The sequence below is a fragment of the Mucilaginibacter myungsuensis genome (assembly GCF_015222005.1).
GTDB lineage: Bacteria > Bacteroidota > Bacteroidia > Sphingobacteriales > Sphingobacteriaceae > Mucilaginibacter > Mucilaginibacter myungsuensis.
This window is the reverse complement of the sequence record NZ_JADFFL010000008.1, coordinates 85,612-109,387: the sequence shown is the minus strand read 5'-3', so window position 1 is coordinate 109,387 and position 23,776 is coordinate 85,612. Positions and strand designations below refer to the sequence as shown.

Annotated in this window: 17 protein-coding genes; 10 read left to right on the top strand and 7 right to left on the bottom strand. The window is 48.1% G+C overall.

Going from position 1 to position 23,776, the window contains the following annotated elements:
- Positions 1 to 97: 97 nt before the first annotated feature.
- The 5 genes from IRJ16_RS18410 to IRJ16_RS18390 form a co-directional block, all read right to left on the bottom strand.
- Complete coding sequence (locus IRJ16_RS18410; RefSeq protein ID WP_194113111.1) at positions 98 to 901, bottom strand: undecaprenyl-diphosphate phosphatase; 804 nt, start codon at positions 899 to 901, stop codon at positions 98 to 100.
- Entirely contained in the window at positions 901 to 1,158 is a 258-nt protein-coding gene (locus IRJ16_RS18405; protein WP_194113110.1) for a DUF3098 domain-containing protein, read from the bottom strand. Before IRJ16_RS18405 ends, IRJ16_RS18410 begins: the two co-directional genes overlap by 1 nt.
- Before the next feature lie 5 nt (positions 1,159 to 1,163).
- Entirely contained in the window at positions 1,164 to 2,042 is an 879-nt protein-coding gene (locus IRJ16_RS18400) for a cell division protein FtsX (RefSeq protein WP_194113109.1), read from the bottom strand.
- A gap of 280 nt (positions 2,043 to 2,322) precedes the next feature.
- Positions 2,323 to 3,330: an ABC transporter ATP-binding protein gene (locus tag IRJ16_RS18395; protein ID WP_194113108.1), complete on the bottom strand. Its 1,008-nt coding sequence runs from the start codon at positions 3,328 to 3,330 to the stop codon at positions 2,323 to 2,325.
- Between the two features lie 298 nt (positions 3,331 to 3,628).
- Positions 3,629 to 3,994, bottom strand: coding sequence for an endonuclease domain-containing protein (locus IRJ16_RS18390; protein WP_194113107.1), 366 nt, complete (start codon positions 3,992 to 3,994; stop codon positions 3,629 to 3,631).
- A gap of 274 nt (positions 3,995 to 4,268) precedes the next feature.
- Here IRJ16_RS18390 and IRJ16_RS18385 point away from each other — a divergent pair, with 274 nt between their 5' ends.
- The 8 genes from IRJ16_RS18385 to IRJ16_RS18350 all read left to right on the top strand — a co-directional run bounded on the left by IRJ16_RS18385 (position 4,269) and on the right by IRJ16_RS18350 (position 16,862).
- Positions 4,269 to 5,555: a TolC family protein gene (locus IRJ16_RS18385; RefSeq protein WP_194113106.1), complete on the top strand. Its 1,287-nt coding sequence runs from the start codon at positions 4,269 to 4,271 to the stop codon at positions 5,553 to 5,555.
- 27 nt (positions 5,556 to 5,582) lie between these two features.
- Positions 5,583 to 6,680: an efflux RND transporter periplasmic adaptor subunit gene (locus IRJ16_RS18380; protein WP_194113105.1), complete on the top strand. Its 1,098-nt coding sequence runs from the start codon at positions 5,583 to 5,585 to the stop codon at positions 6,678 to 6,680.
- 89 nt (positions 6,681 to 6,769) lie between these two features.
- Positions 6,770 to 9,904: an efflux RND transporter permease subunit gene (locus IRJ16_RS18375; RefSeq protein ID WP_194113104.1), complete on the top strand. Its 3,135-nt coding sequence runs from the start codon at positions 6,770 to 6,772 to the stop codon at positions 9,902 to 9,904.
- 491 nt (positions 9,905 to 10,395) lie between these two features.
- Positions 10,396 to 13,698, top strand: a complete 3,303-nt coding sequence (gene secA / locus IRJ16_RS18370) for a preprotein translocase subunit SecA (protein WP_194113103.1) — start codon at positions 10,396 to 10,398, stop codon at positions 13,696 to 13,698.
- A gap of 165 nt (positions 13,699 to 13,863) precedes the next feature.
- Positions 13,864 to 14,325 (top strand): SPOR domain-containing protein, encoded by a 462-nt coding sequence (locus IRJ16_RS18365; protein WP_194113102.1) that lies wholly within the window; start codon positions 13,864 to 13,866, stop codon positions 14,323 to 14,325.
- Positions 14,322 to 15,506 (top strand): M20 metallopeptidase family protein, encoded by a 1,185-nt coding sequence (locus IRJ16_RS18360; protein WP_194113101.1) that lies wholly within the window; start codon positions 14,322 to 14,324, stop codon positions 15,504 to 15,506. The genes IRJ16_RS18365 and IRJ16_RS18360 overlap by 4 nt, the downstream gene beginning before the upstream one ends.
- Positions 15,507 to 15,630: 124 nt before the next feature.
- Complete coding sequence (locus IRJ16_RS18355) at positions 15,631 to 16,524, top strand: 3-hydroxyacyl-CoA dehydrogenase family protein (protein ID WP_194113100.1); 894 nt, start codon at positions 15,631 to 15,633, stop codon at positions 16,522 to 16,524.
- A gap of 50 nt (positions 16,525 to 16,574) precedes the next feature.
- The gene (locus tag IRJ16_RS18350; RefSeq protein WP_194113099.1) at positions 16,575 to 16,862 is read left to right on the top strand and encodes a YXWGXW repeat-containing protein; all 288 of its coding nucleotides are present in this window, start codon (positions 16,575 to 16,577) and stop codon (positions 16,860 to 16,862) included.
- 60 nt (positions 16,863 to 16,922) lie between these two features.
- On the opposite strand, the gene IRJ16_RS18345 is transcribed toward IRJ16_RS18350, so the two are convergent.
- Positions 16,923 to 19,976 carry a GH92 family glycosyl hydrolase gene (locus tag IRJ16_RS18345; RefSeq protein ID WP_194113098.1) on the bottom strand — a complete coding sequence of 1,018 codons (3,054 nt, stop codon included), beginning with the start codon at positions 19,974 to 19,976 and terminating at the stop codon, positions 16,923 to 16,925.
- Between the two features lie 368 nt (positions 19,977 to 20,344).
- Positions 20,345 to 21,583 (bottom strand): beta-ketoacyl-ACP synthase II, encoded by a 1,239-nt coding sequence (gene fabF, locus IRJ16_RS18340; RefSeq protein ID WP_194113097.1) that lies wholly within the window; start codon positions 21,581 to 21,583, stop codon positions 20,345 to 20,347.
- A gap of 223 nt (positions 21,584 to 21,806) precedes the next feature.
- Between fabF and IRJ16_RS18335 the strand changes: the two genes are divergently transcribed.
- Together IRJ16_RS18335 and IRJ16_RS18330 are read left to right on the top strand one after the other, a co-directional pair.
- Positions 21,807 to 23,303, top strand: a complete 1,497-nt coding sequence (locus IRJ16_RS18335) for a YfcC family protein (RefSeq protein ID WP_194113096.1) — start codon at positions 21,807 to 21,809, stop codon at positions 23,301 to 23,303.
- Between the two features lie 93 nt (positions 23,304 to 23,396).
- Positions 23,397 to 23,774 (top strand): response regulator transcription factor, encoded by a 378-nt coding sequence (locus IRJ16_RS18330; protein WP_194113095.1) that lies wholly within the window; start codon positions 23,397 to 23,399, stop codon positions 23,772 to 23,774.
- Positions 23,775 to 23,776: the final 2 nt, after the last annotated feature.

Sequence of the window (23,776 nt, the reverse complement as noted above, 5' to 3'; positions counted from 1 at the left end):
TTATTCTTTACACAATCAAGAGAAATAAAAAAAATATTTTCCCATAAACAAAAAATGCCGGGACCAAGCCCGGCATCATCAATATTTTTCACTTCTGTTATTCGACCAGTCTATATCCTGCAAAATAAGCGATGATATAAGCCGCGCCTACAATGATGCGGTAATAACCGAATAGCTTAAAACCTTTTTTCTCCAAAAAAGTGATGAAGCTGCGGATGGCCAGCATAGCTACAATGAATGCCACTACGTTACCTACGATCAGCAATTTGATCTCTTCGTTGGTGAACAGCGTACCTTCGGTATGTTTGTAAAAATCGTAAACCTCTTTCAATGTCGCGCCGAACATCGTCGGTACGGCCAAAAAGAACGAGAACTCGGCTGCCGCTGTGCGGGTCAGCTTTTGGCTCATACCACCAACAATGGTAGCTGCAGAGCGGGATACACCCGGCACTACGGCCAGGCATTGGAACAAGCCTACTTTAAGAGCGGTAGCATAGCTGATCTCTTGCGGTTCGCCTTTAACCTCGTTGGTCTTTTTAAACCAATCGTCAACAAATAAAAGGATCACACCGCCCACCAGTAACGATGACGCTACCACCAGTGGACTCTCCAGCAATTGATCGATATGTTTTTTAAATAGCAACCCAACTATAACGGCCGGGATAACGCCTACCACCAGTTTGAAGTAGAAATCAACAGACTTTAAAAAGCGCTTGTAATAAAGGATCACTACCGAAAGGATAGCGCCCAGTTGGATCACCACCTCAAAAAGTTTTACAAATGGCTTTTCGCCGATGCCCATAAATGAGCTGGCTAACACCATGTGACCGGTAGAGGATACGGGAAGAAATTCTGTCAAGCCCTCGATGATAGCGAGGATGACCGCCTGAAACATGTCCATTACTTAGCGGCAGGCTTTTTAAGGATGGCGTAAAAACCCAGGCCAAAACCGGCCAGAACGATCAGCGGGGCAACCACGATCTTAGCCGTGCTGTAAATATCGGTCGTGCCCGACATCACAAAGAAACCTAAAGCCACGATCAGCACGCTAACGGCAAGGATGGTGTAGTTGGTCTTATCATAAAGCAGGGTTACCGGTGCATTGTCAACTTCGGTCTGTTTGGTTGCCGCTGTAGGGCGAACGTATTTTTGTGCCATTGTTATTATCTGTATAAATTAATGATCTTTGAACGTAAATATTTGCTCACCGCTGCGTATGTGCTCAATCCGGCGATCAGGATACCCAGAGCGATGATGCCAAGGAACACCAGACCGAACTCTGCATAGTTACGCAGTACCACCAGCTCGGGTAGGGTTTTATAAGACAGGTAAAGCGTACCCATCAATAACACAATAGCGATCAGTGCGCCTAACAGGCCGTGCCAGATGCCGTACAACAGGAACGGTTTGCGGATGAAGCCCCTTGTAGCACCAACCAACTGCATCGACTTGATCAGGAAACGTTGCGAGTAAATGGCCAGACGAATGGTGTTGTTGATCAGTCCTACCGATACTACTATGAATATGCCTGCAAATACCAGGATGACCAGCGTGATGGATCCCAGGTTCTCGTTCATTTTATCGACCAGTGATTGCTGGTATTTCACCTCCTTAACCAACGGATTCTTCAGCAACTCGGCTTTAAACTTGGCAATATCCTTATTATTAGCAAATTCGGCTTTCAGGTAAACATCTACCGATTGCGAAAGGGGGTTGTAACCCAAAAACGATACAAAATCCGACCCTAACTCTTTTTGCAGGTTGCGGGCAGCTATCTCTTTACTTACGTATTGCGAGTGCTTCACCATTGGGTTGGTGGCCAGCTGGCGCTCAAACTGCATAACATCGGCTTCGCGGGCGCTCTCGTCAACAAAAATATTGACCACGATATTCTCTTTCACATACTTGGACAGGCTGCTGGCGTGCACCAGGATCAGCCCCAGTAAACCCACCATCAGCAATACCATAGCTATACCGAACACGGTAGAGATATAAATGCTTTTGGTTTTGCTTGCCGATGTACTTGCCTCAAATTCTTCCATAACCGTTCGTTTGCCTGCGAAAATAACAAACTTGGCCTAAAGGTAAAACTTATTATGGGATGATGTGGGATCGCTAAGCTGATTTAACAAAAATTAACGACCGCTGATGAGAATGACCACCGAAGAGCATGATTTCGCTGATGGCGCTGATACGCACTTGAGCGTTTGGAATATCGAGGGTCAGCGGATCTTCGAGATTAACTACGATAAGATAAAGTCAGCGGTCAAATATCAGCGTAATCACTTGCAAAAGAACACTTCAGCGGTCAATAATCAGCGGTCAAGACCACCTCCCAAACTCATGGTACTTTTTAACACTCACACTCACTTTGCTGCCGATCTTATATTTTCCCTTGCTGCGGTTCAATACCCGTAGTTGGACGTTTTTGTATTCAACGATCAATTCCTCATAAATTCCCTTGAACAGGATCTTATTCACCATCCAATTATTAGATAGTCCCCGCGATACCTTCACATCCTCGGCATATACCACTACCGAGCCACGCTTGGTACTGACGCCGCAAACCTTAGCCTGGGTGGGGGTAAGTTGGGTACCGCTCGCCAGGATCAGTGCGGTATATAATAATTGTGGTGACTCGTACAGATCTTCGGGGCTGCCGCTTTCTACGATCTCGCCTTCTTTAATGACTACCAATTGGTCGGCCATACTGAGCAGTTCGGCGGGATCGTGGGATACGAGGATGGCGGTCACTCCTTGCCCGGCAACAATGTCGCGGATATCTTGTTGCAGGCTTTCGCGATAGTGGGCATCAACCTGGTTAAAAGGCTCGTCTAATAAAAGTACTTCAGGTTTACTGATGAGGGCCTTGGCTATGGTCACTCGTTGCTTTTCGCCGCCGCTGAGTTTACCAAAGACCTGATCGTGCAGGTGGCGGATACTCCATTGGGTCAATGCTTCGGACACCTTTTTGGTCTCGAATTTTTGTTCGCTCTCGGCCAGGCCATCGCGTACGTTCTCCCAAACAGTGCTTTGCAGGTCCATCTCGTAATTATCCTGCGTAAGGAATTTGATGGACCGATGGACATCCTGACGGTTCTTCTCCCGGTCGGGCAATAATTCCTGATGAAAGAATACCTCGCCCGAATCCGGCACCAGCGTACCGGCCAGCAATTTCAACAGGGTGGTCTTACCACTGCCGCTTTCGCCGACGATACCGGTGATCTTCCCCTTGGGTATCAGCAAGGTGATATTATTGACCCCCGACGACTTATCGCCAAAAAAATTCTTGGTGATATTAATGGTCTCCAGGATCAGTTCTTTCTTCATGGCTGGTGTCGGCTTTGCGATGCCTAAACTATAAAAGATCGGTGAAATGGGGAAGAGGGAATTTTTGAATTGATAGGTTTATCGGTGTTTGTTGATACTTTGCAAATGGCTCTACCTGCAGGTCTACTCACCCCGACGACGCTGCCCTCTCTTCGCTGCGCGGAAAGAGGGCGGAAGGCATAATGGATAAAGTTGCCCCCGTTAGTTCGACACGACAACTTCTACCCTCTTTCCGCCAAAGGCGAAGAGAGGGTGCCCCAGCGAAGCGACGGGCGGGTGAGTAAACTCGTCGGCTTTGTTATCTGCGCATCAACTGTTCGGAAATTCTATTAAGTACAGAGTTTGTATCAAACAATATTTCGTCATTAGTAAATCTCAACGTTGTTATCCCCAAAAGTAATAATACCTCGTCCCGGTAAACATCATATTCTTTTTTTAAAAGATGGATAGGGCCATCAGCCTCGATCACCAATTTGGCCTGATGACAGTATAGGTCTGGTATAAAGCAAATCCTTCGGCCTTCCGCAGATAGGGTAGTTATAGGATATTGTCTCAGAAATTTATATCCAAGCAGTTGGCGGTTTCTCAAATGTTGCCATAAAACTTTTTCGGCCGGCGTTTCACGTCGGCGTAGTTCTCTGCATATTTCTGTGATGGTAGGCATACCAGCTAAAAATAGTGATCGAACTTGTCCTTTGCAAGTGGCTCTACCTACTGGGTTACTCTCCCGACGGCACTTAGTGCGTCTGCCCTTTCTTCGCTAAAGCGGAAAAAGGGCGGGGAGTGTCGAGTAATAGTTTTAGCAGATCTTCTACCCTCGTTCCGCCAAAGGCGAAGAGAGGGTGCCCCAGCGAAGCGATGGGCGGGTGAGTCCTCTTCCTCTTCACACAATCTTCATACGCGTTGTCAACCTTTGCATCATCTAATTGATCAAACTCATGTTACTAAAACACAAACTGGCATCCGCGGTGCTGTTTACCCTGGCGATCGGGGCAGCGCATTTGGCCGATGCGCAAACGACCGATACGCTTCGGCTTAATTTTCAGGATGCCGAAAAACAGTTTATCCAAAACAACTTTGCCCTGCTTGCTCAAAAATACAATGTTGAGGCCAGTAAGGCGCTGGTCGATCAAGCCAAATTGTGGGACAACCCCGATTTGACCACCGATCAGAATATTTACGATGGTGGCAGCAAAAAATTCTTTTATCATAATGAGGGCGAAGGAATGGGCCAGATCTTCGTTCAGCTGAGCCAGGTGTTCCGCACGGCAGGCAAACGGGGCAAGCAAGTGCAGGTAGCTAAAGACGATGCCAAAGTACAGCAAGCCGAATTTAACGATCTGATGCGCAACCTGCGCTATAACCTGCAGTTAGATTTTAGTCAGCTGGCCACATTGATCGAGCAAGGTAAGGTTTATCAGAACGAGATATCAGCCGCCACTAACCTGGTCAATGCCATTCAAAAGTCGTATGACGTGGGCAATACCTCTATGAAGGACCTTATACGCCTGAAAGCGATGCTGTTCGGGTTGCAGAACGATATGATCGAGAATAATAAGCAGATCAACGACCTGCAAACTGAGTTAAAAACTTTGTTGCAGACCAGCGAGACCACCTTTGTATCGCCGATAGTTAACCCCTCTCCTGATAAAAGCAGCATCCTGAATACACAGGATCTGATCGCGCAAGCAAAGATCAACCGCGCAGACTATCTGAGCAACCAATATCAACTGGAATCGGCTACGCATAACCTAAGCCTGCAAAAAGCGATGGCCGTACCGGATATTACGCTGGGTGTGGCTTATGACCGCAATAGCAGTTACGCCATGAATTACTACGGCTTACAGATAGGCATGCCTTTGCCTTTCTTTAACCGCAATCAAGGCAATATTAAGTCGGCTAAACATAACGTGATGAGCCAGGAAGCTACAGTAAAGGACAGCGAGACCCGCCTGAAGAACGATGTGGTAGCCGCCGTGAACCAGTATAACCTGAGTAAACAATTGTTCAGCACGCAAGAGCAAGGCTTTAACCAACAGTACGATAAACTTTTTGACAATATGCTGAAGAGCTTTAAAGAAAGACAGATAGGCCTGGTAGAGTTTGTTGATTTTTTTGATACCTACAAAGATACCAAGCTAAAGATGCTGCAACAACAGTTCACCTTGCAAAAGTCTATCGCCGACCTTAACTATGCTACCGGCACCACAGTAATTAAACCATAAGCACCCTAATTAAACAATCATAAAAAAATGAACAAAGTATTTATACTGGCCGGCCTGGCTGCAATTGCAGGTTTAAGCGCGTGCCACTCTCCAAAACCAGAGGCTACCGTTAGCAAAGAAGTTTGCATCAGCGACTCGTTAGCCAAGATCATTACCATAGATACAGCAAAGACCAGCACTATTAAGAACGAACTGACCCTGACCGGCGAAGTTGCCAGCAACGACAATAATGTGGTACGTGTATTCCCTTTCAGCAGTGGACAGGTTACCGACGTTAAGGTTTCCCTTGGTGATAGAGTAAGCCAGGGACAAGTGCTGGCCGTTATGCGCAGCGCCGATGTGGCGGGTAACTATACCGACCTGTCATCGACCAATGCCGATCTGGCCATTGCCAAACGCCAGATGGAACAAGCCGAATACCTGTACAAAAACGGCATCAGCAGCGAGCGTGATTACACCGAGGCTAAAGAGAATTACAACAAAGCCCAGGCAGCTAACCGCAAGGTAAAGTCGGCCCTTGCTATTAATGGCGGCGGTAACACTACCGAGAATGGCATGCTGGTGATCAAAGCACCAAGAGCGGGTTACATTGTAGAGAAGAACGTGAGCTCGGGCAGTTTTATCCGCGAGGATAACGGCGGCAGCATGTTCACTATTAGTAATATGAAAGATGTGTGGGTTTGGGCCAACGTTTTCGAGAGCGATATCAGCAAAGTTAAAGTTGGCTACAATGCCGCGGTGACCACCATCGCTTATCCTGACAAAACCTTCCAGGGTAAAGTGAACGAGGTAAGCTCGATACTGGACCCGGATAATAAGGTAATGAAGATCAAGATCGCCCTGCCTAACCCGGATATGCTGTTAAAGCCCGAAATGTTCACCAACGTGGTGATCACTAATAACGAGAACGCGCAGGCGGTATCTATCCCATCAAAAGCTATCGTTTTTGATAGCAGCAAAAACTATGTGGTGGTTTATAACAGCAAGTGCGACCTAAAAGTACGCCAGGTATCGGTCATTAAAACAGTTGATGGTGTGGCTTACATAGGCAATGGCCTGCAGCCCGGCGATAAGGTGATATCAAAGAACCAGCTTTTATTATACGACGCGCTGACAGCGGAATAAGTCGGGAGTCTTGAGTCGGAAGTCTTAAGTCCGGAGTGACCTGACTTACTCATGCAATTACTATTGACAACTGAAAATGACCAACAGAGATGAACAAGTTCATTAAAAATATCATATACTTCTCTTTAAGGCACCGCTACTTTGTGTTCTTTATGACCGCCGTACTGTGCGCCTTGGGTGTGTGGAGTTATACCAATACCCCTATCGAGACTTTCCCGGATGTAACCAATACCCAGATCATTATTATAGCCCAATGGCCCGGCCGCAGTGCCGAGGAGGTGGAAAAAATGATCACCATACCCATGGAGACCGTGCTGAACTCGGTACAAAAGAAATCTAACCTGAGGACCACCTCATCGTTCGGCCTCTCATACGTTCGCATCATTTTTGATGACGATGTAGATGATGCCTTTGCCCGCCAGCAGGTAATGAGCCGCTTGCTGAACGCAGACCTGCCCGATGGTGTGCAACCGGAGATACAGCCACCGTATGGCCCCACCGGCGAGATCTTTAGGTACACGCTGAAAAGCAAGACCAAGAGCTTGCACGAGCTTACCGCCATACAGGACTGGGTGCTGGACCGCCAGTTTAAAGCCTTGCCGGGTGTAGCCGACGTGAACAGCTTTGGCGGCGAGGAAAAAGACTACGAGGTAAGTGTTAACCCTGCCCTGTTACAAAAATACGGGCTAACATCTATGGATGTTTTTACGGCCATTAACCGCAGTAACATTAACGTGGGCGGCGACGTGATAGAAAAGAACGACCAGGCTTACGTGGTGCGCGGCATAGGTCTGATCAATAATATCGATGAGATCAAGAACATTATCATCAAGAATGTAAATAACGTACCTATCCTGACCAAGGATGTGGCCCAGATCAAAGAAAGTGGCTTGCCAAGATTAGGCCAGGTCGGTCGTGATAAAAACAACGACGTGTTGGAAGGCATTGTAGTAATGCGGAAAGGTGAGAACCCGGCGGAGGTACTTACCCGCATTAAAGCCAAAGTAGATGACCTGAACAATAACATCCTGCCTAAGGATGTTAAGATCAGCACGTTTTACGATCGTACCAATCTTATGGATTTTTGTACTGAAACGGTGATCCATAACCTGGTTGAGGGTATTGTACTGGTGACCGTAATCGTATTCCTGTTCATGGCGGATTGGAGGACCACCTTGACAGTTGCTATCATTATCCCGCTGTCATTATTGTTTGCCTTTGTGTGTTTGAAATTGAAGGGCATGAGCGCCAACCTGCTCAGTATGGGCGCGGTCGATTTCGGGATCATTATAGATGGGGCCGTGGTAATGGTAGAGGGCATATTTGTAGCGCTGGACCATAAGGCCAAAGAAGTTGGCATGGAGAGATTTAACAAGCTGGCTAAATTGGGCTTGTTCAAAAACGTGGGCGCCGAGATGGGCAAGGCTATATTTTTCTCTAAACTCATCATCCTTACCTGCCTGGTACCGATCTTCGCTTTCCAAAAGGTGGAGGGTAAAATGTTCTCTCCGCTGGCTTACACATTAGGTTTTGCTTTATTAGGGGCGTTGATCTTCACACTTACCTTGGTGCCTGCCCTATCCAGCATCCTGCTGCGTAAGAACGTAAGGGAGAAACATAACCCGGTGGTCATCTTTTTTGAGAATGGCGTGCGCCGAATGTTCACCTTTACTTACCGCAACCAAAAATTGAGTTTGCTGGTATCGATAGCCTTTATGACGTTGACCTTTATGTCGGCCAAGTTATTGGGGTCCGAGTTTTTACCTCAGCTGAACGAAGGAGCGCTATGGGTTACCGCACAGATGCCAATGAGTACATCGTTAGAAAGCTCGGTGAACCTGACCAATAAAATGCGCGACATTTTGGGCACATTCCCCGAGGTTAAGCAGACGCTATCGCAAGTTGGCCGTACCAACGATGGTACCGACCCTAAGGGTTTCTTTAACGTGCAGATACAGGTAGACCTGCTCCCTAAAAAAGAATGGAGACGCCGCATCACCCAGGAAGAATTGATCGCCGAGATGGACAAAAAGCTGAGCCAGTACCCGGGTGTCATTTATAACTACTCGCAACCAATTATTGATAACGTGGCCGAGGCTGTTGCCGGTGTGCCTGCATCAATGGCGGTAAAAATATTCGGTCCGGATTTTAATGAATTGGATACCAAGGCAGATGATGTGATGCGCGTACTTAAAAAGATAAAAGGTGTTGAAGATCTGGGTATACTGCGTAACCTCGGCCAGCCCGAATTAAGGATAGCCCTGCACCAACGCCAGATGGCCCGCTACGGCGTTGCCACTGCCGACGCTAATGCCGTAATAGAAATGGCCATTGGCGGTAAAGCTGCCACGCACGTTTACGAGGGTGAGCGCCGTTTTGAGATACGCCTGCGTTACCAAAAACAAGATCGCGATACAGAAGAAAAGATCCTGAACCTGATGGTACCTACCCTGAATGGTTCTAAGATCGCTTTGAAAGAGATCGCCGATGTGCAGTCGATCACCGGGCCGGCATTTATTTACCGGGATAACAATATGCGCTATATCGCCGTAAAATTCTCGGTGCGTGGCCGCGACCTGGGCAGCACTATTGCCGAGGCCCAGCAAAAAGTGAGTGCCGCTGTTAAATTACAGCAAGGCTACTCATTCACCTGGAATGGCGAGTTCGAGAACCAGATCCGTGCATCAAATACTTTGGCCCGCGTAGTGCCTATCTGTTTACTGGTGATCTTCCTGATCCTGTTCGTAACCTTTGGTAACGTTAAGGATGCTACATTGGTGATCATGAACGTGCCATTCGCACTGATAGGCGGTATCCTGGCGCTGCATATTACCGGTATCAATTTCAGCATATCGGCAGGTATCGGTTTCATCGCCTTGTTCGGGGTGTGTATCCAAAATGGTGTGATCTTGATATCGGTATTCCGTAAGAACCTGGATGCCGGTATGCATTTGGATGAAGCTATATTGGATGGCGTGATATCCCGCGTGCGCCCCGTAGTCATGACCGCCCTGATGGCTGCCATTGGCCTGATGCCGGCAGCCATATCTACAGGCATCGGCAGCGAAACGCAAAAACCATTGGCTATTGTTGTGATCGGTGGTCTCGTAACATCAACTGTATTGACCCTGCTGATCTTACCGATCATTTACGCTATGGTGTACAAACTGATACACCGCCGCGAGAACAGGAAACTGTTGAAGAAAATAGGAGCGGTGAGTTAGAAAGTCCGGAAGTCGGAAAGACGCGAAGTCCGGAAGATAGAATTTTCAAGAACCCCGATATTAATTTATCGGGGTTCTTGTGTTTTTAAGCAGTATGTAGGTGTATACAGCGTGGGTGTATACACCACCTACACCTCAATTGCCACTGATGGTCAGTTAATTAAAATTTCTTAACGATCATAAAATATGGGTTACCTTTTAGTCTTGGTATTTTTGCTCTCTCATCTGGCAAATACCGGCCGCGAGCGGAATGCCTGCAGGCGTATAAGCAATAGCGGGGCTGCCGATACCTAAGCGCTACCGACCGTACGTTTCCATATCCCCATCAATTTATACGTTAAACGTCAGTTTAATGACCAACTTTCGGACTTTCCGTCGTGCAGGTTTCCGCACTTGCCTGCAAAATCGTAACTTGCCCTGCCATTATGACTTTCAAATTGCAATGGCGCAATTGTTGATCATAGAGTGGTACATCACAGAGAAGAATTAGTATGTTAGATTTTATAAGTAAGCTTTTCGGAAGCAAATCGGACAGAGACGTTAAGGCCATTATGCCTTTGGTAGAAAAGGTAAAGGCCGCCTATGCCAAGCTTGAAACGCTTAGTAATGATGAACTGCGCGCGCAGACCATCAAATTTAAAGAGACCATTGCTAAAGGCCTGGCAGACATTGATGCCGATATAGCCGCTATAAAAGGTCGCCTGGATACCGAGTTGGATATGCCGGTAGACGAAAAGGTAAACCTATACACCGACCTTGATAAACTGGAGAAAGACCGCAACAAAGAGCTGGAAGTTATCTTGTTAGATATCCTTCCGGAAGGTTTTGCGGTAGTAAAAGAAACTGCAAGGCGTTTAGCCGAGAACGATAAACTGGAAGTTACCGCTACCGATTTCGACCGTACTTTAGCCGCTAAAAAAGCTAACGTTACCATTGTAGGCGATAAAGCTTACCACGCCAATACCTGGCTTGCTGCCGGTGTAGAGACCAAGTGGAACATGGTACACTACGATGTTCAGCTGATCGGTGGCGCGGTATTGCATCAGGGTAAAATTGCCGAGATGGCTACCGGTGAGGGTAAAACCTTAGTGGCTACCCTGCCTGCCTACCTTAACGCCCTTGCCGGCCAGGGCGTACACATTGTGACCGTGAACGACTACCTGGCACGCCGTGACTCGGAGTGGATGGGTCCGTTGTACGAGTTCCACGGTCTTGCTGTTGATTGTATCGATAAGCACCAACCTAATAGCGAAGAGCGCCGTCAGGCTTATTTGGCTGACATTACCTTTGGTACCAATAACGAATTTGGCTTTGACTACCTGCGTGACAACATGACACGCACACCGGAGGAGTTGGTTCAGCGTAAATCGCACTTCGCGATGGTGGATGAGGTTGACTCGGTGTTAGTGGATGATGCCCGTACCCCGCTGATCATTTCAGGCCCGATCCCACGTGGTGACGAGCACGAGTTTTATGAGTTGAAACCACGCATTGAGCGTTTGGTGAATGCCCAAAAGAACTACATCAATACCGTACTGAACGAAGCCAAGAAACAAATTAACGATAACAAGACCGACGCCGAGACCGGTGGTTTGGCCTTGTTGCGTGCCCACCGTGGTTTGCCGAAGAGCAAAGCGCTGATCAAATTTTTGAGTGAGGGCTCTAACCGTTCTATCCTGCAAAAGACCGAAGGCCATTATCTGCAAGATCAAAGCAAAGAGATGCCTAAGGTGGATAGTGAGCTGTTCTTTGTGATCGATGAGAAAAACAACTCGGTAGAGCTGACCGAAAAAGGTATCGAGCTGATCACTGCATCAGGCGAAGATGCGGGTTTCTTTGTGATGCCTGATGTTGGCGGCGAGATAGCTGAGTTAGAAAAGTCGACCTTAACGGCTGAAGAAAAAATTGCTCATAAAGATGAGTTGATGCGCGATTTCGCGATCAAGTCTGAGCGTATCCACTCGGTTAACCAGTTACTGAAAGCTTATACTTTATTTGAGAAGGATACCGAATACATCCTTGACGAGGGCAAAGTAAAGATCGTAGATGAGCAGACCGGTCGTGTGTTAGATGGTCGCCGTTACAGCGATGGCCTGCACCAGGCTATCGAGGCTAAAGAGAACGTAAAGGTTGAGGACGCTACACAAACCTTCGCTACTATTACGCTGCAAAACTACTTCCGTATGTACCACAAGCTTTGCGGTATGACGGGGACGGCCGTTACAGAAGCAGGCGAGCTTTGGCAGATCTACAAATTGGACGTGGTAGAGATCCCGACCAACAGAAACATCAGCCGTGACGACCGTCAGGATCTGGTTTATCGTACCGTGCGTGAGAAATACAATGCCGTTGCCGACGAGATCGTTGCCTTGACCCAAGCCGGTCGCCCGGTTTTGGTAGGTACTACATCGGTAGATATATCTGAATTAGTGAGCCGTATGCTAAAACTACGCGGCATTAAACATAACGTACTGAACGCGAAGCTACACCAAAAAGAGGCCGACATTGTGGCCGAAGCTGGTAAAGCCAGCACAGTGACCATCGCTACCAACATGGCCGGCCGTGGTACGGATATTAAATTGGGCGAGGGTGTTAAAGAGGCCGGTGGTTTAGCGATCATCGGTACCGAGCGTCACGAGAGCCGCCGTGTAGACAGACAGTTACGTGGTCGTGCCGGTCGCCAGGGTGACCCGGGTTCGTCTCAATTCTTTGTGTCGTTAGAGGATAACCTGATGCGTTTATTCGGGTCAGAGCGTATCGCCGCGCTGATGGTACGTATGGGTATCGAAGAAGGCGAAGTGATCCAACACTCGATGATATCAAAATCTATCGAACGTGCGCAAAAGAAAGTAGAAGAGAACAACTTTGGTATCCGTAAGCGTTTGTTAGAGTACGACGACGTGATGAACTCGCAACGTACGGTGATCTACGCTAAACGTAAAAATGCCTTGTTCGGCGATCGTTTAGATGTGGATATCAGCAACACCATTTTTGATGTAGTTGAGGATATTGTTGCCGAATATAAAGAGCAAAACAATTACGAAGGTTACCGTTTAGAGATCATCCGTATCTTCTCGGTAGATATGGATAGCAACCAGGCTGAATTTGCTGCCACAAAACTACCCGCATTGGTTGACGAGACCTTTGCCGCGGTAAGCGACTTTTACAAACGCAAGCAAGATGGTATAGCCGCACAAGCTTACCCTGTTTTGAAAGACGTATTTGAACAACGCGGTATGCAGGTTGAGGATATCATTGTTCCGTTCACTAACGGTATTGTTGAAATGCACGTGACCGTTCCGTTGAAAAAAGCGGTGGAGAACCATGGTCATGAGGTGTTCAAATCATTCGAGAAGAACGTGACCCTACACCTGATCGACGATGCCTGGAAAGAGCACCTGCGTGAGATGGACGAGTTAAAGCAATCGGTACAGAACGCCGTTTACGAGCAGAAAGACCCGTTATTGGTTTACAAATTCGAGGCTTTTGAACTGTTCCGCCAGATGTTGGCTACGGTTAACAAAGAGCTGGTAAGCTTCCTGTTCCGCGGATTTATCCCGGGCCAGCAGCAGCCGGAGGAATTGCAGGAGGCCAAACCGCAGCCACGTACGGATATGAAGCAAATGCGTACCTCTAAACCCGAACTGGATATGGAGACCGGCATGCCAATGGACGACTTTGATACCCGAGAACCAGTAAAGCAACAACCGATCAAAGCCGAACAAAAGATAGGCCGTAACGATCCTTGCCCTTGCGGTAGCGGTAAGAAATTTAAAGCTTGCCACGGAGCGTAAGGCCCTCCCAACCCTCCCTAAAGGGAGGGCTCAAAGATAAATATAAGTCATGCTGAACTTGTTTCAGCACCCCACATGCAAAGTTAACTTTATGCAAGCTGACCTAAGTGAGGGGGTGCCGAAACAAGTTCGGCATGACGCATTAATAAAGAACATCAACAGACAATGAAACCAACAGCATTCCATTATCAAGCCCTGCGCAAAATAATAGGATGCTGTTTGCTTTTATTGGCGGTGCAAGCATCGCAAGCGCAAACCCGTGGTACGGTAGAAGTAATTAAAGATCCACGTATCGATACCCTTGCTGCCCGCAGGTTGGAGGCGGCCCGTGGTGGTGGCAATGCCGCTTATAACCCGGCCAATGGCGCACCAGCTATTTCAACCCAGGGTTACCGGGTGCAGTTCTTCTTCGGTTCCAGCCGTGCCGAAGCTTATGCGGCGCAGGCAAAAATGCAAACCCGCTACCCGGAATATCGTACTTATATCACCTTTAGCGAACCTAACTTTAAGGTGCGCGTGGGCGATTTCCGCACCCGGTTAGAGGCTACCCGGTTGGTGCAGGAGTTACGGCCAATATTCCATACCCTATTTGTTATCCCCGAAAGGATCAATCCCCCTGTGCAATGATCAGAGAAAAGATACAGCAACTGTCTAAAGAGATATATAATGATGTAGTGACCAACCGTCGCCACCTGCATAGCCATCCTGAATTGAGCTTTGAAGAGGTAGAAACCTCGGCCTACGTAGCATCAAAATTGGATGAATTAGGTATCCCTTACACACGCATGGCGGGTAACGGTCTGGTTGGATTGATCACAGGTGATCAACCATCTGATAAAGTGGTAGCCTTGCGTGGCGACATGGATGCATTGCCGATCACCGAGGCTAACGATGTACCTTACAAGTCGCAGAACGTGGGTGTGATGCATGCTTGCGGGCATGATGTGCATACCTCATCCCTGTTAGGTACTGCTAAAATATTGACCAGCCTAAAGTCTGAGTTTGGCGGCACTGTTAAACTGATCTTTCAGCCAGCCGAAGAAAAACTGCCCGGCGGTGCTAACCTGATGATACAGGAAGGCGTTTTAGAGAACCCTAAACCGCAGGCAGTGATCGGTCAACATGTGATGCCGCTGATCGATGCGGGTAAGGTGGGCTTCCGTTCGGGTAAGTATATGGCCTCGACAGATGAGTTGTATGTGACGATCAAAGGCAAGGGCGGCCATGGTGCCCAGCCACAACAGAACGTGGATCCGGTGATCATTATGGCGCATATCCTTACCGCTCTACAGCAAGTGGTGAGCCGCTTTGCTGATCCTAAAAGCCCGTCGGTATTATCTTTTGGTAAAGTGATCGCCAATGGTGCTACCAATGTGATCCCGAACGAGGTTTACCTGGAAGGCACTTTCCGCACCATGGACGAGACCTGGCGCAAAGAGGCCCACATCAAAATGAAAAAGATGGCCGAAGGCATTGCCGAAAGCATGGGCGGCAGCTGCGATTTCGAGATACGCCATGGCTACCCCTTCCTGATCAACGAACCAGTACTGACCGCTTCAGCCCGCGCTGCAGCCGAAGAATATTTAGGCAAAGAGAACGTGGTCGATCTGGATATCTGGATGGCTGCAGAGGATTTTGCCTACTTCTCGCAAGTGGCTGATAGCTGTTTTTATCGCTTAGGTACCCGTAACGAGGAACGCGGTATCACCTCATCGGTACATACACCTACTTTTGATATCGAGGAGAGTGCGCTGGAGTTGAGTACGGGGTTGATGGCTTATATTGCAGTTAAGCAGTTGGGGAATTAAAAAATATAAAATTTGTCATTGCGAGGTACGAAGCGATCGCGAACTTTACACAAGCGCTCTGCCTATCCGCGATTGCTTCGTTCCTCGCAATGACAAGGTGGTGCGACCATTATAACTCCAAATTATGCAAAACATCACCGTTATCGGCTCCGGCACTATGGGCAATGGTATTGCCCACGTATTTGCGCAGCATGGCTACAAAGTGCAACTGGTAGATATGAAAGCCGAGGCACTGGATAAAGCTATCGCGACCATCACCAATAATCTTGGTCGCCAAGTGAGTAAAGGGACCATTACCGAAGATATCAAAACGGCTACTTTAGCCAATATCACTACAGGCACCGATCTGGCTACCGGCGTAAAAGATGCCGATCTGGTTGTAGAAGCTGCTACCGAGCATCCCGAAACCAAACTCAATATCTTTAAACAGCTTAGCGACCTGTGCAAGCCGGATGCCATTCTGGCCAGCAATACATCATCCATTAGCATTACCAAGATAGCCGCGGCTACCAACAAGCCCGAAAAGGTGATCGGCATGCACTTTATGAATCCGGTTCCGTTGATGCAACTGGTAGAGGTGATCCGTGGTTACGCCACTACCGATGAGGTGACCGCCAAGGTAATGGAGATATCGCGAAAGCTGAATAAAGTGCCTGTTGAGGTGAACGATTACCCCGGCTTTGTAGCTAACCGTATCCTGATGCCGATGATCAATGAGGCGATCTATACTTTATTTGAGGGCGTGGCCGGCGTTGCCGAAATAGATACTGTAATGAAATTAGGCATGGCCCACCCGATGGGTCCGCTACAACTGGCCGATTTTATTGGACTGGATGTTTGCCTGGCGATACTACGCGTACTGCACGATGGTTTGGGCAACCCCAAATACGCGCCCTGTCCGCTTTTGGTGAATATGGTCACTGCCGGGCATCTGGGCGTAAAATCCGGCAGTGGTTTTTATAAATATACCGCGGGCAGTAAGGAATTGGTGGTAGCACCTAAGTTCAGCAAAGTTTAAGGCAAACTATTTTAGTGGTTATTTGTCGTTGGGGATGATATCCCGACAAGATGAATACCAGTAAGATATTGATCACGATAGCTCTCGCAGGTGGCTTATTTACATCCTGCGTGCGCAGCTATTACGTAGCCAAACGCCCCGAACAACCACAAGAAGAACAACCTGCCAAGCCCTATGCCGATGCGATATGGATCCCCGGCGATTGGCAATGGAAAGGCCATCAATATACCTATGCCAACGGCCATTGGGATCACCCTAAGAAAGACCACGTCTACGTAAAAGGAGAATGGGTTAAAGGCGGATCAGGCTATTACTGGCGCGAGGGGCATTGGCGGTAAGTGGCAAATACTACAAGCGACCAAGGCTTTCCGAAATGGAAAGCCTTGGTCGTTTGTAGTCTAATAATTCACCCCTATCTCATCGGCAAAAATATACGATGGATTTCCTTTGCTCTCATGCCAGTCGGGCAATGCGCCGTATTGTTTGGCGGTGATCTTAATGTAGCGGGCTTTTACATTCAGTTCCTTCACAAACTCTTGCGTTTTGGCGCCGGGTTCGTCAATATCTATTTTAGTGTCGACCTTACCAATATCGCGCCAGGCTTTGTTATCGTCGGATACCTGCACCATCATGTACTTAGGGAACACGATCCATGACCCTGCATCCTGCAACGTGCTCAAGCTAACACTCTTAACATTTTTTGACGCACCCAGATCCAGCACCGCTATCAGGTCCTTACCCTGATAACCTTGCCAATTACCGATGCGCCAGTTGGCCGTTCCACGCAAACCGTCTATTAAGGCGTCAGCACCTTCGGCGGGGTAGTTAGGGAGGTACTCGTTGATCAGGCTTAGCTTCACATCGTTACGGGCTTTAATAAATGTTCCGTAATTGACCATGCTGCTCTTGCCGTCTTTGTAAGCGATAGCTTTGACAGTGGTCGTCGCGGTGATCTTGATCGGTGTGCTGTAAGCGGTCGACTTATCGCTTGGTTCCGAACCATCCAGCGTGTAATAATATTTTGCGCCCGTATCGCCGCTTTTTATGTCGACCGATAGGTTGTCTTTAAAGGTGCGTGTGCCACCCACAAAATAGGGGTTAGCTACGATCAGGTTATCAGCGATCTTTGATGTCGGCTTTTCCAGCTCCTGTACAAATAAGCGGTTAGGCAAGCGGCCTGCAAAGTATTCAAATTCGCCGCCGTTCTCAATATCCTCGTAATTGAGGAATAGCTTGCCATAAGGCTTTTTATTCAGGTTCAAACCTTGCAGATAAAAGTTATTTTGTGCGACAGCGGCGTTGGTCACCACAAATTTCTTCCCGTTCTCTAAACTTATGGTCGCCTTATCAAATTGCGGCAGACCGATCTGGTATTGCTGTTGACCGGGCGTTACGTTATAAATACCCAAAGCACTCATCACATACCAGGCCGACATTTGTCCGCAATCCTCGTTACCGGCCAGGCCGTCGGGTTTGTTGGTGTACTGCTCCCTAAAGATCTTACCCAGATAAAACTGCGTTTTGGTTGGATCATCGGTAAAATTATACAGATAAGCCATATGATGGCTCGGCTCGTTACCGTGCGCATACTGACCGATCAATCCGGTAATATCCGACTGCTCCCTGCCCGTCATCTTAGATGGCGAGTTGAACAGGTCATCCAGTTTCATCTCAAATCTTTCTTTACCACCCGCACGCTCGATCAGCCCCTCCACATCGTGCGGGACAAGGAAAGCATACTGCCAGGCATTGCCTTCAGTATAGTTATTGTTTACCTCCGTCGGGTCGAAAGGCGCCCACCAACTACCATTCACACGGGCCTGCATAAAACCGTTCTGGTTATTGTATTGATTCTTCCAGTATTGGGCGCGTTTGATGAAGGTGTTATAGTCGTCGGTCTTATTCAGCATTTTGGCAAATTGGGCTATACACCAATCGTCGAAAGCGTATTCTAAGGTTTTAGAGACCGATTCATGCTCATCATCGGAAAGCACCACACCATTTTTACGATACGAGTCCAGCCCGTATTGGTTACGGTTCACGGCTTCTTTCATCGCACGTAACGCTTTGTCAGTATCAAAATCGCGGATACCTTTGGCATACGCATCCACAATGACCGGGATAGCATGGTTGCCCACCATACAATCCGTCTCTGACGAACCTACAGGCCAGATCGGTAAACGTTTGCCATCATCATACATCGCTAAAAAGCTTTTTACAAAATCAAGCGTACGCTTTTTATCGATCAGGCTCAGCAAAGGGTGCTCTGCGCGGTAGGTATCCCACAAGCTAAAGATGGTGTAATATGTAAAGCCGTTAGCCGTGTGTACCTTTTGGTCAAGTCCCCGGTACTGCCCATCCACATCGCTGTAGACGTTGGGGGCCAGCATGGTGTGGTAAAGAGCGCTGTAAAATATGGTGCGTTTGATCTTGCCATAGTCGATCGGTTGCGGGCGCGGTGCTTGCGGGTACGGGTTGTAACCGCCGTACGGGTTACGTCCGTTATAGCCGTTCTGCGCTGTCGGCATAACCGGTGGCGGAGGGGCTGCACCACCTTCGATCTGTATCTTAGCCAGTTCGTTTATCCAGTTGGTCTTGGCTTCCTTTTGGATGCGTTTAAAGTCGAAGTCAGTTACCTCTTTATCCAAGTTAGCTAATGCGCCCTCAGCACTTACGGCCGATATGCCCACTTTGGATATCACTTCCCCCGGGTTGTCAAACTGCAGGTACATCTTCACATTTTTGCCCTGCACTTTGTTCTTGCCGTCCTGCACCTTATCGTCTAAAGCAATTCCATAAGTCTTAAATGGCTTATTGAATTTGGCATAGAAATACACATGCTGATCCGCCGCCCACGACTTAGACCTGCGCAGACCGCGCACCTCGTGATCGTTCACTACCTCTATCCACGAGTCTAAAACCTCGTCGCGATGTTTCAGGTCGATAATGATATTGGCAGGCTGGCCTTTAGGGTAGTTGTATTTATGCACCCCCACGCGGGTGGTAGCGGTCAGTTCTACATCGATGTTATATTTATCCAAATGGGTCTTGTAATAGCCGGGCGAACCTACCTCGTTCTTCTTTTTAAATGGCGACTTATAGTCATCGTTCTTAAATCGTGGGTCGCCGGTGGTAGGCATAAACAATACGTCGCAATAATCAGGGATGCCTGTACCGCTCAGGTGCGTATGCGAAAAGCCGTACACCACACTGTCGGTTGCATGGTAACCCGAGCAACCGTCCCAGCCTTCCAGCCGCGTATCCGGACTCAGTTGCACCATCCCGAAAGGCGTGGTCGCTCCCGGGTAAGTATGGCCATGACCGCCGGTACCAATAAACACATTTACCAGGGGGGTATTATCTATGATCTTAACTTTTTTCTGGGCCAAAGCCGGCGACACCAAAGCCACCGAAACCAAGGCCGAAAAAGCACAGGTAAATAAGAACTTCATTAATAGTTTTTTAAAGCTTGTTAATAACGCAAATTACTGCTTTAATGTTGCTTTTGAGCGTGGAAATTAATTTAAGCGGAAAGGTTATGTTCGATATAGGCGACTCCATCCGGAGTCTGTAGTTAGGAAAGCCTATCATTTCTATTAACACGTGATCCCGCTGGAATCAGTAAGTCAATAAATTCCAAGTTTAGATCCCAGCGGGATCACGTGTTAATAGCTGATCGCCGGTAAAAAGGAAGGCTCCGCAGGTGCCTCGTGTTGAGCGGACCTTCGGAGCCTTGCTATTTCGTCTGAACTGGAATTTATCGAATTAGGGAATTTACCGCAATTCTGAAAATTCTTTAAATTCGGCAAATTCTGATCACCTACACCTTCTTCATTACCACAACACCATTATGGCCACCAAAGCCAAAAGTATTGCTCATAGCGGCATTCACCTCAACTTCCACAGCGTCACCGATAGCAATCTGTAAGCCCGCAGGAATGTTAGGGTCGATGGTAGTAGTATTGATGGTTGGCGGGATAGCGCTCTCAGTGATCGATTTAACAGCAATAATGGCCTCGATAGCCCCGGCGGCACCTAACAAGTGACCGGTGATCGATTTACTTGCGCTTACAAATAGCTTTTTGCTATCGCCATAAACGGCGTGGATACCTTTAGCCTCGCTTTGGTCACCTACCGGGGTAGACGTTGCGTGGGCGTTGAGGAAACCGATATCTTCTTTATTAAGACCTGCATCTTCCAATGCCGACTTCATTGCTTGTATTGCGCCCAAGCCTTCGGGGTGGGTAGCGGTAATGTGGTAAGCGTCAGATGTCATGGCGGCACCGGCCACTTCGGCATAAATATGTGCACCACGGGCTTTGGCATGTTCGTATTCTTCTAATACCAATACACCTGCGCCTTCACCCATTACAAAACCATCGCGGTCAATATCGAACGGACGTGAAGCTTTAGTCGGGTCATCATTACGGGTAGATAATGCTTTCAGGGCGTTATAACCACCGATAGAGGCCTCGGTCACCGGGGCATCCGAACCACCTGTCACAATGATCTTGGCCTTACCCCAACGGATGTAGTTCATAGCATCCATCATAGCTGTGTTGGCACTTGCACAAGCGGTAACCGTAGTAAAATTAACGCCCATAAAGCCATATTTGATCGATATTAACCCCGACGCCATATTGATCAGCGTTTTAGGGATAAAGAAAGGGTTGAAGTGCGGGTGATGACCGGTACCGGCATATTCTACCACTTGCTGTTCAAAAGTTTCAAAACCTCCTTGTGCCGAACCAAATATCACACCCACATCAAAGGGCGACATGGTGCTGATATCGAAGCCCGAATCCTCGATAGCCTGCTTGGCAGCTATGAGCGCGTATTGCGAATATAGGTCGCCGCGTTTGATGTCGTTGCGGTCAAGATCGGCGACCGGGTTGTAGTTTGATATCTGCGAGGCGAAACGTGTTTTAAAATGCTCGGGGTTAAAGCGGGTGATATCGCGGGCGGCGCTGCGTCCGTTGATCACGTTATCCCAAAATTCAGCAATGTTATTTCCGTTAGGGGCTATCACGCCCATGCCTGTAATTACAACACGTTTCATGTCCATCAATAATTTTGCGCAAAGGTAGAGAAAAGGGAGGAGGTGAGAAAGTCTTGAGTCAAAAGTCTGAAGTCCGAAGCTAAAAGTAGTTTATGGGCGACCTGTTTCGTTCTTAAAAAATATCTTATCGGCGCCTCGTCATCGATCATCCATCTCAGACTCCCGACTTTTGACTTCGGACTTTTGACTTCGGACTTCCCGACTAATTCCTTACTTTCACCTTATGGCCAAACTTAAAAAACTACCTTCACCTATCTCTATACTGGTTATTGTTATCTTATTGGCCGCCGCCGCTACTTGGTTGCTGCCATCGGGCGAGTACGATAAGTTGAGCTATGCCGACAAAACTTTCAGTATAGCGTCGGCCAAGGGCAACAAGGTTTTACCAGCCACCCAACATACACTGGATAGCCTGGGCATCCGCATACCGCTGGCCAAATTTACCAATGGCGATATCCGCAAACCAGTAGCTGTGCCGGGCAGTTATCATCAGTTACCGAGTAACAAACAAGGTCCGGCGCATATCATTCAAGCCCCCATTAAGGGCATTTATGAGACCATCGATATCATCCTGTTCATCCTTTTTATTGGCGGCTTTATGCACGTCTTTCAAAAAACCGGGGCAATGGAGCAGGGCATCCGCAAGCTATCGCACCGTATGAAAGGGCGCGAAGCATGGCTGATCATCATCATGACAACCCTGTTTGCCGCCGGCGGCTCATCATTTGGCATGGCCGAAGAATGCCTGATCTTTTACCCCGTGATGGTGCCGCTATTTTTAGCTGCGGGGTATGACCTGCTCGTACCCGTCGCCACCGTAATGGGTGGGGCATGTTTAGGGAATATCTCCTCGTTCTCTAACCCATTCGCTACTATCATCGCATCTAACGCGGCCGGCATCAACTGGGCCGATGGGTTGATAGAGCGCCTTGGCGTTTTTGTTGCCGTGGGTTTTGTATATGTATGGTACGTGGTGCGCTACGCCCAAAAAGTGCAACGCGACCCGACAGCCTCCCTGGTGTACCAAATAGACGGCGCCGTAGCGTCACCATTTGCCGAGGTACATTCCGGACCGGCGGTAAAGTTAAGCGGTCGGCATAAGATCTTATTGACTATATTCTTCTTCACATTCGCCGTAATGATCGGCGGGGTAATGGCTTTAGAATGGTGGCTACCCGAAATGTCGGCCTTGTTCCTGGTATCGGCTATTATTGTGGCTGTGATCACCCGCACTAACGAGAGCGTTTTTATCGGTCAGTTTATTGATGGCGCACGCGAGTTGTTGGGTGTGGCCTTTATCATTGGTGTAGCTCGCGGCGTTGGTTTGATATTGAACGAGGGGCGCATCGCCGATAGCATCCTTTACTATTCGTCTGGCTTGGTGGGCAATATGCCGCCGCTGCTTTTTGTGCTGATCCTGTTTGGCTTGTACCTCGTATTTACGCTGTTCATCAGTTCGTCATCGGGGATGGCGGTTTTGACGATGCCGATCTTTGGATCGATGGCGGTGATGGCCGGTGCACCAGGTCGCGAGGTGGTGAACGCCTACCTTTTTGGCATGGGCATTATGGGTTTCCTCACCCCTACCGGACTGTTGTTACCCACACTGGCCCTCGTAAATATCAGCTATAAGACCTGGTTGAAATTTATTTGGCCGGTACTGCTCATGCTGATCTTGATGTGCTGCCTATTCCTGATCGGTGGCGCGCTGATCGCTTGAACCTGATCATATTGATGGACGGATCTATTACTTATATAAGTAGTTTTGACGATAACGCTAAACTATTGTACCATACTGATGTTGCAGCATCGGATGAAAGAACATATTGTTGTTATTGAAGACAACCCGGATATTTTAGAGGTGGTGGAACACCTCCTGAACGAGGAGGGGTATCAGGTCACCACCATGTCGGCCCTGCATGATATTGATGCGCTGCTGGCACTTAACGCCGATCTTTATATTTTGGATGAACAACTGCCATACATTAATGGCCACATCATTTGCATCATCCTAAAATCCAAACCACAAACGCGGAACAAGCCAGTACTGCTGATATCAGCGTTAGAAGAAGTTAACCAGTTTGCCACCCTTTGCGAGGCTGATGGATACCTTAAAAAGCCATTCCTCAACATAGCCGAACTAACCACATTGGTCAAGAATCTGTTGCGATCATCTCAGCTAAGTATGTGACA